Source organism: Mycobacterium sp. E2238 (assembly GCF_001672665.1).
In the GTDB taxonomy this organism is placed as follows: domain Bacteria; phylum Actinomycetota; class Actinomycetes; order Mycobacteriales; family Mycobacteriaceae; genus Mycobacterium.
On sequence record NZ_LZKF01000078.1, the window covers coordinates 23,747 to 37,629 of the forward strand.

The 13,883-nt window shown below is 67.4% G+C and carries 11 protein-coding genes and 1 pseudogene; 2 read left to right on the top strand and 10 right to left on the bottom strand.

Going from position 1 to position 13,883, the window contains the following annotated elements; all coding sequences use genetic code 11:
* Nucleotides 1-23 precede the first annotated feature (23 nt).
* The 8 genes and pseudogenes from A5711_RS06270 to A5711_RS06310 form a co-directional block, all read right to left on the bottom strand.
* Nucleotides 24-2,954 (bottom strand): RND family transporter, encoded by a 2,931-nt coding sequence (locus tag A5711_RS06270; protein WP_067944765.1) that lies wholly within the window; start codon nt 2,952-2,954, stop codon nt 24-26.
* The gene (locus tag A5711_RS06275) at nt 2,951-3,373 is read right to left on the bottom strand and encodes an MmpS family transport accessory protein (protein ID WP_197498716.1); all 423 of its coding nucleotides are present in this window, start codon (nt 3,371-3,373) and stop codon (nt 2,951-2,953) included. The genes A5711_RS06270 and A5711_RS06275 overlap by 4 nt, the downstream gene beginning before the upstream one ends.
* 697 nt (nt 3,374-4,070) lie before the next feature.
* A complete protein-coding gene (gene regX / locus A5711_RS06285; protein ID WP_007167631.1) occupies nt 4,071-4,754 on the bottom strand; it encodes a two-component sensory transduction protein RegX in 684 nt (227 codons plus the stop codon).
* The gene (locus A5711_RS06290) at nt 4,751-5,971 is read right to left on the bottom strand and encodes a cell wall metabolism sensor histidine kinase WalK (protein ID WP_156673382.1); all 1,221 of its coding nucleotides are present in this window, start codon (nt 5,969-5,971) and stop codon (nt 4,751-4,753) included. Before A5711_RS06290 ends, regX begins: the two co-directional genes overlap by 4 nt.
* A gap of 152 nt (nt 5,972-6,123) precedes the next feature.
* Entirely contained in the window at nt 6,124-6,873 is a 750-nt protein-coding gene (locus A5711_RS06295; RefSeq protein WP_067944768.1) for a phosphoglyceromutase, read from the bottom strand.
* A gap of 5 nt (nt 6,874-6,878) precedes the next feature.
* Nucleotides 6,879-7,449 (bottom strand): annotated as a pseudogene (locus tag A5711_RS06300) (YbjN domain-containing protein).
* Nucleotides 7,446-8,717: a D-inositol-3-phosphate glycosyltransferase gene (gene mshA, locus A5711_RS06305; protein WP_067944770.1), complete on the bottom strand. Its 1,272-nt coding sequence runs from the start codon at nt 8,715-8,717 to the stop codon at nt 7,446-7,448. The pseudogene A5711_RS06300 and the gene mshA overlap by 4 nt, the downstream one beginning before the upstream one ends.
* Nucleotides 8,718-8,777: 60 nt before the next feature.
* Nucleotides 8,778-10,028, bottom strand: coding sequence for an ROK family transcriptional regulator (locus tag A5711_RS06310; protein WP_231987430.1), 1,251 nt, complete (start codon nt 10,026-10,028; stop codon nt 8,778-8,780).
* 242 nt (nt 10,029-10,270) lie between these two features.
* Here A5711_RS06310 and A5711_RS06315 point away from each other — a divergent pair, with 242 nt between their 5' ends.
* The gene (locus A5711_RS06315; protein ID WP_067944772.1) at nt 10,271-11,020 is read left to right on the top strand and encodes an SDR family NAD(P)-dependent oxidoreductase; all 750 of its coding nucleotides are present in this window, start codon (nt 10,271-10,273) and stop codon (nt 11,018-11,020) included.
* Here A5711_RS06315 and A5711_RS06320 read toward each other — a convergent pair.
* Together A5711_RS06320 and A5711_RS06325 are read right to left on the bottom strand one after the other, a co-directional pair.
* Nucleotides 11,004-12,380, bottom strand: a complete 1,377-nt coding sequence (locus tag A5711_RS06320; RefSeq protein WP_369806133.1) for an Ig-like domain-containing protein — start codon at nt 12,378-12,380, stop codon at nt 11,004-11,006. The two genes, A5711_RS06315 and A5711_RS06320, sit on opposite strands and share 17 nt — an antisense overlap.
* Nucleotides 12,381-12,413: 33 nt before the next feature.
* Nucleotides 12,414-13,511 (bottom strand): UDP-N-acetylmuramate dehydrogenase, encoded by a 1,098-nt coding sequence (locus tag A5711_RS06325; RefSeq protein ID WP_067944774.1) that lies wholly within the window; start codon nt 13,509-13,511, stop codon nt 12,414-12,416.
* 26 nt (nt 13,512-13,537) lie between these two features.
* Here A5711_RS06325 and A5711_RS06330 point away from each other — a divergent pair.
* A partial coding sequence (locus tag A5711_RS06330) for a DUF2505 domain-containing protein (RefSeq protein WP_067944775.1) occupies nt 13,538-13,883 on the top strand: 346 nt, incomplete at its 3' end.

Genomic DNA, 13,883 nt, shown 5'->3' on the forward strand with positions numbered 1-13,883 from the left:
CGCCGGCGAGTGGGCGTCGCCTGCTACGTCTGCGGCGGAGCCGCGTGGCGCGGTTGGTACAGCAGTGCGCGCACCAGCGGGCGCGGCCCGACGGAGCGAAGCATCTCGCTGGCCGGGCGGACCCGGACCCGCTTCGGCCACCAGAACCAGCGTCCCATCAGCGTCATGATCGACGGCGTGATGAGCGATCGGACGACGAAGGTGTCGAACATCAGGCCGAGCCCGATCGTCGTGCCGAACTGGCCGATCGCGCGGAGATCGCTGGAGAGCATCGTGGCCATGGTCACGGCGAACACCACACCGGCCGCGGACACCACCGGGCCCGTCACGCCGACGCCGCGGATGAGTCCGGTGTTCAGGCCGGCCCCGATTTCCTCCTCGATCCGCGACACCAGCATCAAGTTGTAATCAGACCCCACCGCCAAGAGCACGATCAACGCGAATTCCGTTGCCACCCAGTGCAACTGGAAGTGGCACAGGTGTTGCCAGATCAAAGTCGAGAATCCGAACGCTGCGCCTAGCGACAGCACGATCGTGCCGACGATGACGCCCGCTGCTACCAGGGCGCGGGTGACGATCACCATGATGATGAAGATCAGCACGATCGACGCCACCGCGGCGATCAGCAGGTCGTACCAGGCGCCGGTGGCGATGTCGTTGAATGTCGCGGCGGTGCCGCCGAGGTAGATGTCGGCGTTCTCCAGCGAGGTGAGCTTCAGCGCCTCCTTGGCCGCGTTGCGCTCTTGCTCGACGGACTTGATGCCTTCCGCGGTTGCCGGGTCCAGGGAGTGAGTGATGATGAAGCGCGCGGCCTTTCCGTCGGGCGACACCATCAGGCTCAACCCGAACTGGAAATCGGAGTTCTGGAAGATCTCCGGCGGCAGGTAAAACAGGCTTTCCACGCGAGCGTCGTTGAACGACTTACCCATCACAGCATTGGTGTCGGTCAGCCGGTCGAACTGGTCGATCAGACTGTTGAACGAGCTGTAGATGGTCAGCGTGGTATCCCGGATCGCCTTCGACACAGCGATGTTCTCCGGAATGATCGCCAACAATTCGCGCGTGGCCGCGGCCGTGTTGGTGAGATCGCCGGTGAGGGCGTGGAACTTCTCGGCGAGCTGATCAAACCCGTCCAAGGCATCGAACAGGCTACGCAGCGACCAGCAGATCGGGATGTCGTAGCAGTGCCTCTCCCAGTAGAAGTAGCTGCGGATCGGTCGCCAGAAGTCGTCGAAATCGGCGATGTGGTCGCGAATTTCGTCGGTGATGGCGGCGGTCTCCGCAGTGGTTTTTGCGCTGTCGTCCGTCGCGTTGGCGAGCTTCTGGGTGATCGCGTACTGGCGTTCCAGCAGGGAGATCTGGGTGTCGAGGAACCCGGTGATCTTCTTGATGTCGCCGACGCGGTCTCTCAAATAGTTGAGGTTGTCACGGATCGGCGCGGTTTGCACGCTGAGCTGGAACGGAATTGACCCGTCTTCGATCGGTGGGCCGAGCGGTCGGGTGATGCTCTGCACCCGTTCGATGCCCGGCACCCGGAAGATGGCACCGGCAACCTTGTCCAGCACCAACATGTCTCGGGGATTGCGCAGATCGTGGTCCGATTCGATCATCAGCAGGTCCGGGTTGAGACGGGCCTGGGTGAAGTGCCGATCGGCCGCGTCGTACGCCTGCACGGAGGCGGCGCTGTGCGGCAGGTAGTAGAGGTCGTTGTAGCGCGGGGTGAAGCCCGCGAGACCAAGGGCGCCAACGATGGCAAGAATGACGGAAACGGCGAGGATGGGCGCCGGCCACCGCACGATGGCCGTCGCCAGGCGGCGCCAGCGGGTGTAGTTGAACTTGCGCTTGGGGTCCAAAAGACCGAAGCCACTGGCGACTACGATAAGAGCGGGCGTCAGCGTGACCCCGGCCGCCACCACCACCAGCAGACCTATCGCGCACGGGAACGCCAGCGAACTGAAGTAAGGCAGCCGGGTGAACTTCAAGCAGGCCAGCGCCCCAACAATGGTCAGACCCGAGCCCAGGACCACCTTGCTGACGCCGGCGAAGGTGTCGTAATAGGCGGCTTCCCGGTCCAGACCGCGTTCACGGCCCTCCTGGTAGCGGCCCACCATGAAAATCGCGTAATCGGTACCCGCCGCGATCGCGAGTGAGGTCAGCAGGTTCACCGCGAAGGTCGACAATCCCATGACGCCGGTTTCGCCCAGCAGCGACACCACGCCGCGGCCGGCCGCGAGTCCCACGAAGAGGATCACCATGGTCAGCAACACGGTGCTGATGGACCGGTAAACGAACATCAGCATGATCGCGATGATGACGACCGTGATGATCGTGATCTTGGCCAGGCTCTTGTCACCGACAACGATCACGTCGGCGGTCAGCGCTCCCTGGCCCGCGACGTAGGCCTTGACGCCGGCGGGCGGCGTGGAGTCCGCGACGATCTTGCGCACCGCGGCAACGGATGCGTCGCCGACCGCTCCTCCCTGATCGCCTTTGAGGTTGACCTGGACGTAGGCGGCCTTATGGTCGTAGCTCTCCACACCTGAGGACGTGAAGCGCTGTCCCCAGAAGTTCAGCGCGTGCTCGACGTGTTCGTGGTCGGCCTGGATCTTTTTGACCAGGTCGTCGTAGAACCGGTGCGCGTCCTCGCCGAGCGGTTTATCACCGACCAGGGTGACCAGGACGAGGTTGTCCGAGTCGTACTCCTTGAACTTCTCGCCGATGTGCTTCATCCCGGTGACCGACGGTGCGTCGGACGGTGAGAGCGGAACGGAGATCTCCTCGGCAACCTTCTCCAACTGTGGGACGAAGACGTTGACGCCGACCGCGATCAGCACCCAGCAGACGACGATCGGCAGCGCCAGGACGCGGACGGCGCGGGCGATGCGCGGCTTGTGCTTGACTTCCGTGGGTTGTGCGACGGGTATTTCGTCGGTGTCGCTGGTGTTGTCGGTCATGCGGACTTGTCCAGGCAGGAGACCTGCGCATTGCGCGTCTCGGCTTGCCGTTGATCGACCAATTTGCCGTCGACCGTGATCCGGCAGCCGATGGAGGGGCTGTCGCCTTGCGCGACGACGTAGGCGAAGATGCCGGGCATCTGGGCGACGATCGTCGTCGACCACGGCAACGTGGTGAAGTTGGCCTTCTGCGGTTGCGCGTCGGCATCCATCCAGTTGACGACGCCGGTGGTCCCGGGTGGCCCCAGGATTTCGTAGACGGCGGTCTTGGCGGCGTAGGGCGGGGTCGCATCCCGCGGATCGGGCTTGGGCAGGCCGGGCCCCGGGAAAACGCCGTTGAGACGGTCCACCGCGACGCCGCCGATGATCACCGCCACCACCACGACCACGGGAACCCATGCCCGCTTGAGCAGCGTCAACACCGTTCCCCCCGATCACCATTGCCCAACGGGCCGATGCTAAGGCACTTCATCTGTTCGAGCATTTCGTCGCGTGCGCCACGGCTACCCCGAACGCCAACGCCGCCGGATTAATTCCTGCGGCACCCCGGCCGCGCCCACGGCCACGCCGCCGCTCGTCGTACCCGCCCGGACACCCGGCCGGCGTCGCGATGATAGAACGGCCTGCGCCGCAAGCCATTCCGCCGCGAACCGCCGATCTACCGCCTATTGACCTGTCACACCGCCGATTTCATGGAAATGACCGCGCCGGTGGTGTCGAACCGCGGCGAGACCAACAACGGACGACGGCCGAGTTAGTTTCAAAAAGTAATTCGCTGAAGGAGGGAATTGTCGGTTGAATTGCCCACCTGGCGATTGTGCGGAATGCAGAAATCGGCACCGATCAAGGGGCGCCGAGCGTACCCTGGCGACATGGCTACCAAGGTCAGGACCTGCGTGCATTGCGGCCACACGTTCGATCCCAATGACCGACCGCGCGACTTGTCCGACCCCGATTGGCTTCCGGCCGCGTCAATTTATTGTTCGCATGAATGCAGCGACCGGTTCCATTGCGAAATGACGCATTGCTGCTCGACCCATGCGAAAAAGAAGGGCCATCGCGAGGCCGCCAAGGCGGCGCGATAATCCGCGCTTCGACCGAATCGAGAGACTGGGTCTAGCCCTCGAGCTTGTAGCCCAGCCCTCGCACGGTCACCAGGTGGACCGGGTTGGCCGGGTCGGCTTCGATCTTGGACCGCAACCGCTTGACGTGGACGTCGAGCGTCTTGGTGTCGCCGACGTAATCAGCGCCCCACACCCGGTCGATCAGCTGTCCGCGCGTCAGCACCCGACCGCTGTTGCGCATCAGGTACTCCAGCAGGTCAAACTCCTTGAGCGGCAACGTGATTGTGTCGCCGTTGACGGAGACGACGTGTCGCTCGACGTCCATCCGCACCGGGCCGGATTCGAGCACACCGTCGCTGATTTCGGAATCGTCGTCACCGCCGCGGCGGAGCACCGCGCGGATCCGGGCGATCAACTCGCGCGCGGAATACGGCTTGGTCACATAGTCATCGGCGCCCAGCTCTAACCCGACGACCTTGTCAATCTCGCTGTCCCGTGCGGTCACCATGATCACCGGCACGCTGGAACGGGCGCGCAGCTGCTTGCACACGTCGGTCCCCGACATCCCGGGCAGCATCAGATCGAGCAGCACGATGTCGGCGCCGCCACGGTCGAACTCGGCCAGCGCGGCTTGCCCATCGGTTACGACCGTGGCCTCGAAGCCCTCCTTGCGCAACAGGAATGCCAGCGGATCGGCCAGCGACTCCTCGTCTTCCACGATCAAGACACTGGTCATCGACTTAGTTCTTCCTCTCGTTGTGACCTGTTGGGCCGCACGTCGCGACCCTGCGGTTGCTCGGGTTGTTCGTCATTGTCGGTGTAGGCCGGAATCGACAGCGTGAATGTCGATCCGGTCCCCGGCTTGCTCCACACGCCGATGCTGCCGTTGTGATTGGCCGCGACGTGTTTGACGATGGCCAGGCCCAGCCCGCTGCCGCCAGTGGCGCGCGAGCGTGCCTTGTCCCCCCGGAAGAACCGCTCAAAGACCCGCTCCTGGTCCTCCAACGCGATCCCGATGCCACGGTCGGTGACGGCGATCTCGATATTGTCGCCGCGGCGCCGGCGGCTGATCGAGACCGGCGAACCGGGCGGCGAATAGGCGATCGCGTTGGACACCAGGTTGGCCAGCGCGGTGACCAGAAGCGTCTCGTCGCCCAGCACCCGCAAGCCGCTGGGCGCATCCGTGCGAACCTCGATATGCGCGTTGTCGGCGGCCACCTTGTGGCGTGAAATCGCCTCGGACACAACGGTATCGACGTCGACCTCGGTGACGTTGGGTAGCCGCTCCGCGCCTTGCAGCCGGGACAGCTCGATCAGCTCGGCGACCATGTCCCCCAGCCGGTTGGCTTCGACGAGCACCTTTTCGGCAAAGCGGCGAACGGTTTCGGGGTCGTCCGCGGACGCCAATAGGGCCTCGGCCAGCAGGGCCATGGCGCCAACCGGGGTCTTGAGCTCGTGGCTGACGTTGGCCACGAAATCACGCCTGGTCGCTTCCATGCGCGCATAGTCGGACTGGTCGTGGGCGAATACCACGGCGAACCGGCGGTCCTCTTCGCTGAGCAGCCGGGCCTGCCCGTGCACCGATAGCCCGGACCGCCCCGCCGCGCGTTTGGCCGGCCGCAGGTCGAATTCGACATCGACCCCGCTCAGCGCCTGCTGGGCCGCCTCCCACGCCTGGTCGTCAAGCTGCCGGTCGCGCACCAGGCCCAGTTCCCTGGCCCGATCGTTGAGGTAGACGACATCACGGTGGGAATCCACCACCGCGACTCCAAGCGGCATCAGCGCGACGATGCGTTGCAGCATCTGCGCGACGGTGATCCCGGTCCATTCGGTGCTCGCCCGCTGCCGGCGCCGGGCGGCTTTCGGAGACAGCCGAGTCCCGGCTGCTACCCCTATGGCCAGCCCCAGCACGGACAAGACCCCGGCCAGCAACAGCGCCGAGAACACAGTCACATAGCAAATCCTACAAATCTTCCTGAACGCCGCCCTAGCGGAACGAGGCCAAAATCGGACAAGTCACACTTTGCGCTTCAGGTGTTCCACTTCCGTTAACGCGATGTTCGGCAAACAGGCCTTTAAAACTCGCAATGGCGCCGCGGCCGGCGTTACCCGCGTCCCTGGCTGGCAACCGCCGCCGCACCCGCCGCGGCCGCCTCCGGGTCGAGGTAGGTGCCACCCGGCACCACCGGCCGCAGGTCGGCGTCCAGGTCGTAGCGCAGCGGGACCCCGGTCGGGATGTTCAGCCCGACGACGTCGTCGTCGGACATCCGGTCGAGGTATTTGACCAGGGCTCGCAGTGAGTTGCCGTGCGCGACGATCAACACCGTTTTGCCACTGCGCAAGTCCGGGACGATGACGTCGGTGAAGTACGGCAGGAACCGGACCACCACGTCAGCCAGGCATTCGGTCAGCGGGCCGCCGCCGATGTTCGCGTACCGGGGGTCGGCGTCCTGGCTGAATTGGCTGCCCTTCTCGATCGGTGGCGGCGGCGTGTCGTAGCTGCGCCGCCAGGCCATGAACTGCTCGTCGCCGTAGCGTGCCTTGGTCTCGGCCTTGTCCAGGCCCTGCAGCGCCCCGTAGTGGCGTTCGTTGAGCCGCCAGCTGCGCCGCACCGGGATCCACAGCCGATCGACGGCGTCCAGCGTCAGGTGCGCGGTGGTGATCGCTCGGCGCAGCAACGAGGTGTAGAGCACGTCGGGCAACAGGTTCTGCTCGGCCAGCAGCTCGCCGCTGCGCACCGCCTCGGCCCGGCCCTTTTCGGTCAGCCCGACATCCACCCAACCGGTGAACAGGTTCAGGGCATTCCAGTCGCTCTCGCCGTGGCGCAGCAGCACCAGCGTGGCAGTGTCTCCCATGCCGGCTAGCTTATTCGTCGTCTTCGTCGATACCTGCTCGACTTCTCCTCATCGCGCTTCGCGCTCTGCATCGTCGTCTTCGTCGATCAAGTGAGCGAACGCCTCGAGGTTCTTCAGCGACTCCCCGCGGGACACCCGCCACTCCCACTCTTTCTGTATCGACGAGCGAAAACCCAACTCCAACAACGTATTAAAGTCCGAATCCACCGCTTCGAGCACCTGCCCGAGCACTCGGTCGATCTCGTCGGCGTCCACCGACGCCAGCGACATGCGGCCCACCAGGTAGATGTCGCCGACCTTGTCCAGGGTGTAAGCCACCCCGTAGAGGCGGCGGTTCCGCTTGAGCAGAAAGCGGTAGACGCCCTCGTGGTTCTCGTCGGGCTTGCGGCACACGAACGCCTCGACGCGCACTGAGTGCTCGCCGACGCTCAGGATGGTGTTGGTCTTGAGTTTGCGCTCGCCGGGCAGCTCCACCACCAGGCCGGACAAGCCGCCGTGCGCCCCCTCGTGTTTCGAGTACTCCAGGCCGCTCGCCCGCAGCGTGTCCTCGATCACCTGCTCGACGGTGGACGTCATGCGCCCACCCCGCTTCGCTCGGCGGTGTAGGCGCGGATCGCGCGCCGATAGCTGGTCAGCAGCGCGTCGGTGGTGTTGTCCCAGGAAAACGTGGCCGCGTGCTCCGCGGCCGCGCGCCTCATCGCCTCGGCCTGTGGCGCGCGCAGCCGCAGCACCCGGTCCAGGGCGTTCGCCCACTGATCGACGTCGTGGCCGGACACCAGCGTGCCGGTGGTTCCGTCGCGCACGGCCACCGGCAGGCCGCCGACCGCGGCCGCCACCACGGGCGTGCCACACGCCTGAGCCTCGACGGCCACCAGGCCGAACGACTCGGAGTAGCTGGGCACGGCGACCAGGCTGGCGGCCTGAAACAGAGTGGCCAGGTCCGTGCGGGATTGCGGGGGCAGGAAGGTCACCCGCGCCGCGATGCCGAGTTCGTCGGCCAGCCGCCGCAGCCCGTCCGGGGACGCCATGCCGCTGCCCGACGGACCGCCGGCCACCACGATGCGCACGCCCGGCAATTTCGCGGCCGCGCGCAGCACGATGTCGGGTGCCTTCAGCGGCTGGATCCGCCCGACGAAGGCCACCACGTCCTCGTCGAGCGGTAACCCCAGCGCGGCCCGGGCCGCCCGGCGGTCACCCGGGCGGAACACCTCGAGATCCACCCCCGGGTGGACGACATCGATGCGCGCCGGGTCGGCGCGGTGGATGGAGATCAGTTGTCTGGCTTCATCGTCGGTGTTGACGATCAGGCGGTCCGCCTCGTCGACGACCTGCTGCTCACCGACGGTGCGCAGCGGCGGCTCGGGCGCGTCACCCGCGGCCAGCGCCGCGTTCTTGACCGCGGCGAGCGTGTGCGCGGTGTGGACCAGCGGCACCGCCCAGCGGTCGCGGGCCAGCCAGCCGACCTGCCCGGACAGCCAATAGTGCGAGTGCACGATGTCGTAGTAACCCGGTTCGTGCGAAGCTTCCGCGCGCAGCACCCCGGCGGCGAACGCACACAACTGGGTGGGCAGGTCGTATTTGTCCAAGCCCTCGAACGGCCCCGCCACCACGTTGCGCACCAGCACGCCGGGCGCCACCCGCGCGACGGGAGGGTCGGCGGACGCGGTGGCCCGGGTGAAGATCTCCACCTCGATGCCGCGCCGCGCCAGGTGCAGCGCCGTCTGCAGCACGTAGACGTTCATGCCCCCGGCGTCGCCGGTGCCCGGCTGGGCCAATGGTGAGGTGTGCACCGCCAACACAGCGACGCGGCGCGGTTTCAGCCGGAATACGTCGTCGTGCCGCACTCTGTCATCTTTACCAGGAAGCTCCGTTCACCAGCGCAACGCCCAGCACATGGCTTCGCGCTAAGCGGAAGACTCGTCGACATCGACGTCGCGCAGCCGCGGATTCAGCGCCCCGGCCCGCCGCATCGCCCCGAGCGGATCGGCGTAGAGCCCGCCCAGCGACACGGTCCCCGCACCCGCCTCCTGCACCCGGTTTCCGAAGACGGTGACGCGGACGTCGCGCGGCGGCAACACCGAGCGCTCGGCGAAGGCCGCCTCCACGTGCTCCATCGCCTCGGGGTACTCGGTGAAGGCCTGGCCACCGACCACCAGTTCGTCGGGGTTGAGCATGTCGCGCAGCAACGCCACCGCCTCCCCGAGCACCCGCCCCCGCTCGTTCAGCAGTTCTCTCGCCTGCTCGTTGCCGGCGCGGGCCAGCCGGAGCAGGTCGGCGATGCCGGCGGCGGGCGCGTTGGGCCGGCTCGGGGAAGCGAACGGCAGGACTCGCAGCCGCCGGGCGGCGGCCAGCACCGCCTCGTCGCTGACGGTGGATTCCAGTTGGCCGGTGCCGCCCAGCAGCTCGGAGTGGACGGGCAGCGTCGCGATGGTGCCGGGGCCGCTGGCCGGGCAGTGCACCCGTCCGCCGATCACCAGCGCGTAGCCCACGGTCTCGCGGGCATAGACGTAGAGACTGGTGGGCGAGCTGGGCAGGAAGCGCCGCATGCCGAGCAGCAGCTCGGCCCCGGCCATGGCGTCGACGTGCGAGGCCACCGACACGGGCAGTCCCAGCGCGTCGGCCAGCACCGGGCCGACCGGCGCCTGCCGCCAACCGAGCCGCGGGTGGTCGACGTGACCGGTCGCGCTGTCGACGGTCCCGCCGATCGCGACGCCGACCCACAGCGGGCGGCGCCGATGCCAGCGCCGCAGATAACGAGCGGCGCTTTCGGCCAGCGACGCCAGCGCCGGCCCGGCCGGGCTGAGCGGTGTCGGCGTCTCAACGGTGTCGAGCGTGCGACCGAACAGGTCAGTGGCCACGATGCTGGTGGTCCGCGCGCCGATGTGGACGCCCAACGTCACGAACGGTTCGTGGTTGACCTCGACCGGCACGCGTGGGCGTCCGATCGCGCCGGAGACGGCCAGGTCGGCGCGTTCCCGCAACAGCCCGGCCTCGAGCAGTGCGATGACCTGACGGTTGACCGTCGCGATGCTCAGCGAGGTGACGCCGGCGATGACGTCACGCCCGACCGGGCCGCGCAATCGGACCGCCCGGAAAACCGAGGCCGCCGCCGAGTCGGCGATGTGCAGTGCCGGCGGCACGATCTGACGACGCACCGACCGGTGGCCCTTGTAGCTGGCACGGGTGGGCGAATGATGAGTCTGGGTGAGGGTATTCGAGCGCACGAGCGTCCTTTGTCCGATTTTTGTTGGCCGTCACTGGCCACACCTGAAAAGTCAGGAGCGGCAAAGTGCGCGACAACACGCACCCGCCGCGCAAAGACACGCGGTGGTGGTGGTGCTGGACAGGGCGCTGAGGTGCACGAAGAAAATTTAGCACGCTCACTAAGGTTGTTTCTATGGTTGGAAATGTCAGGAATGAACGGGTCGCGGTGGTCACGGGCGCCAGCTCGGGAATCGGCGAGGCGACGGCCCAGACCCTTGCTGCGCAGGGCTTTCACGTGGTGGCGGTGGCGCGCCGGGCGGACCGGATCAACGCCTTGGCACGGGAGATCGGCGGAACCGCCATTGTGGCTGACGTCACAGACGACGCGGCGGTCGCCGCTCTAGCCGACGAGCTGGCCCGGGTGGACGTGCTGGTCAACAACGCCGGCGGTGCCCGCGGCCTGGCACCGGTCGCCGATTCGGACCTCGAGCACTGGCGGTGGATGTGGGAGACCAACGTGATGGGTACGCTGCGGGTCACCCGGGCGCTGCTGCCCAAGCTCATCGACTCCGGCGACGGCCTGATCGTCACGGTGACTTCGGTTGCGGCACTTGAGGTTTACGACGGCGGCGCCGGGTACACGGCGGCCAAACACGCCCAGGGAGCGCTGCACCGCACGCTGCGCGGCGAGCTGCTGGGTAAGCCGGTGCGGCTGACCGAGATCGCGCCGGGCGCGGTCGAGACCGAGTTTTCGCTGGTTCGTTTCGACGGCGATCAACAGCGCGCCGACGCCGTCTACACCGGCCTCACACCGCTGGTTGCCGCCGATGTCGCCGAGGTGATCGGCTTCGTTGCTTCGCGGCCGTCCCACGTGGACCTCGACCTGATCGTCATGAAGCCACGCGATCAGGCGTCGGCCACCCGGTTCAACCGCCGGGGCTAGTCGCCGGGCTCGAGGAGGTGGTCGTGGTCGTCGTGGGCGTGCCGGACAGGCTCGGCGCGGTCGACGGCGTGACCGGCGCGGTCACCGGAATCTGCGTGGACGGCGGGTGCGCGGTGGGAGGCGGGAGCGCCGACATGGCGACCCAGGTGTCCCAGTCGACGGCCCAGTCCCAGAGGTCACCGTCGGAGTAGGACAGCTGGATCGAGCTGCCGGTCACCTCGACCGGGTCGCCGTACATCGCCGACTGGAAGTACTGCTCGGCGTCGCCGGTAGACAGGTTGATGCAGCCGTTGGTGACGTTGCTGTTGCCCTGCGCGCCCGAGCTGGCCGGGTTGGCGTGGATGAACTCGCCGTTGTTGGAGATCCGCACCGCCCAACGTTCGTGCACATGGCTGTAGCCGGCCGCCGGGTTGGACATGTAGAAGTCGGCGTACTTCTCGGTGACCACGTGGATGCCGTTACGGGTGACGTTGCGCGCCTTGTCGGCCTCGCCGTAGCTGCACGGGAAGTCCATGATGACGCCCTCGTCCCTGACCACCTGAATGCGGTGCGAGGTGACCTCGGCCTTCACCACCTGCCGGCGGCCGATCTGGATGTTCAGCGAAATGTCCTCGGCCCCGTACGCGCTGTCTCCGAATGGCAGGCCGTACAACTTGGCGTCGACGTTGACGGTCGTGCCCGCGGGGTAGTACTCGCGCGTGCGCCAGTGCACCCGGGCGCCCTGCGCCTCGTCGGGCAGCCACGCCCAGCTGCCCTCGACTGGCGGGTTCGTGGTGACGGTCAGCGCCTTCTCGACGGCGGCCTTGTCGCTGATCGGCGCGTCGAACTGGATGATGATCGGCGCCGCCACCCCGACGGTCTGGCCGTCGGCCAACTGGAACGCCCCACCGATCTTCTTGGTGGGAGACACCGTGGTGAACTTGCCGGTCACCGGGATCGCCTTGCCGTCGTGCCCGACGGCCGAGCCGCTCCACGTATAGGTCGCGTCGTAGCCCAGCGGCTCGGTGGTGGTGTAGACCGTGCGGTCGGAGTTGAACTTGCCCGCCACGGGCTTGCCCGCCGAATTCGTCAGCGCCACGTGCTGGAACCAGCCGTCGCTGATCTGGACGCTGACCGGCGCGATCGGCACCACGTTTTCGGTCGCATCGGCCGGCTGAAACTTCAGCTGCGCCGCCGGCTGCTCCTTCTTCTCGGCCTGCTTGCCCGTGGTGCCGCCACACGCGGCCAACAGGCCGGGGGCGAAAACCCCCAGTCCGAGGGTCGCCAAAGCCACACGCCGGTTGATCGGCGGCGGGCGGTGCGACGTGTTCACGAAAGTCAAAGATACCGGGCAAAATCCACCAACCCTGCCGCGACAAATCGGGGCCGGTGCGGTCTTTGGCAGGATTCGGAGCTATAGCCTGCAGCCGAGCAGGACCGGCTCGGGTTCCAATGTGACACCAAACACATCACGAACCCCGTCGCGGATGACGCGGGCCAGCGCGATCACCTCGTCGGCGGTGGCGCCGCCGCGGTTGGTCAGCGCCAGCGCGTGCTTGGTGGACAGCCGGCATCGGGCCGCAGGATCGTCGGGATAACCCTTGGCGAAGCCGGCCCGCTCCACCAGCCAGCCCGCGGCCAGCTTGACGCCGTCCGGCGCGGGGTAGTGCGGAACCGGCCCCTGGACGCTCGCGGCCAGCCGCTCGTACACCTCGGGCGCGACCACCGGGTTGGTGAAGAACGACCCCACGCTCCAGGTGTCGTGGTCGTCCGCGTCGAGCACCATGCCCTTGCGGCCCCGCAGCGTCAGCACCGCCTCGCGGACCGCCGACGGATCCGCCCGCTCGCCGCCGCTCAACCCCAACGCGGCGGCCAGTTCGCCGTAGCGCAGCGGCGCACTGCGGCCCGACGCGTCCAGGGCGAACTCGACTTCCAGTACCACCCAAGGGGTTTCGGGCGCGGCCCGCTTGAATACGCTGGTGCGGTAGCCGAAGCCGAGCTCGCCGCCCGGCACCCAGCGCACCTGCCCGCTGCCGCGGTCGAGTATCCGGACCCGGGTGATGGTGTCGGATACCTCCGCACCGTAGGCCCCGACGTTTTGCACCGGGGTGGCCCCGGCCGACCCCGGGATCCCGGACAGGCATTCCAGTCCGCCCAGACCGTGCTCGATGGCGCTGACCACGACGTCGTCCCACACCGCGCCCGCCTCCGCGCGCACCAGGCCGCCGTCGATGGTGATGGCGCTGTTGGCCAACCGCACGGCGGTCAGGTCGGCGCACGTATCGGCGATCACCAGGTTCGACCCGCCGGCGAACACCAGCACCGGGGCCTGTTCTCCCCCACGGCTTTCGGCGTCCAGCTCCCGCACCGTCGCGATCACCTGTTCGGTGCTGGCGCAGGTGATCAGGCGGCGCGCGACCGGCCCCACCCGCAACGTCGTCAGCGGCGCGAGCGGGACCGCCTCGGTGACATGCGCGCCGGCGAATGTTGAACCGGCATCGCTGGATTTCATGGCCCGTAACGGTAGCCTCACCTGCTATGCCGCGTTCATTCGACTTGTCGGCCGACTACGACGGCAGCGTTGAAGAGGTGCATCGGGCGTTCACGGACGAGACCTATTGGCGGGCACGGCTGGCCGGGTCCGGTGTCGACCTCGCCACGCTGGAATCGATGCGGGTCGGCGGTGAAACCGGGGACGACGACACCGTCGAGGTCGTCACCGTGCAGGTAATCCACAGTCACAAGCTGCCGGGGATGGTCACGCAGTTGCACAGCGGCGACCTGCGCATCAGGCGCGAGGAGATCTGGGGGCCGGTCGCGGACGGCGCCGCGCAGGGTTCGGTCCTCGGGTCGATCTTGGACGCGCCGGTGAATCTGAAGGGCA

Coding starts and splice junctions, on each gene's coding strand:
- regX (WP_007167631.1), bottom strand. CDS start 4,754: ATGACCAGTGTCTTGATCGTGGAAGACGAGGAGTCGCTGGCCGATCCG.
- A5711_RS06325 (WP_067944774.1), bottom strand. CDS start 13,511: ATGAAATCCAGCGATGCCGGTTCAACATTCGCCGGCGCGCATGTCACC.
- A5711_RS06295 (WP_067944768.1), bottom strand. CDS start 6,873: ATGGGAGACACTGCCACGCTGGTGCTGCTGCGCCACGGCGAGAGCGAC.
- A5711_RS06270 (WP_067944765.1), bottom strand. CDS start 2,954: ATGACCGACAACACCAGCGACACCGACGAAATACCCGTCGCACAACCC.
- A5711_RS06315 (WP_067944772.1), top strand. CDS start 10,271: ATGGTTGGAAATGTCAGGAATGAACGGGTCGCGGTGGTCACGGGCGCC.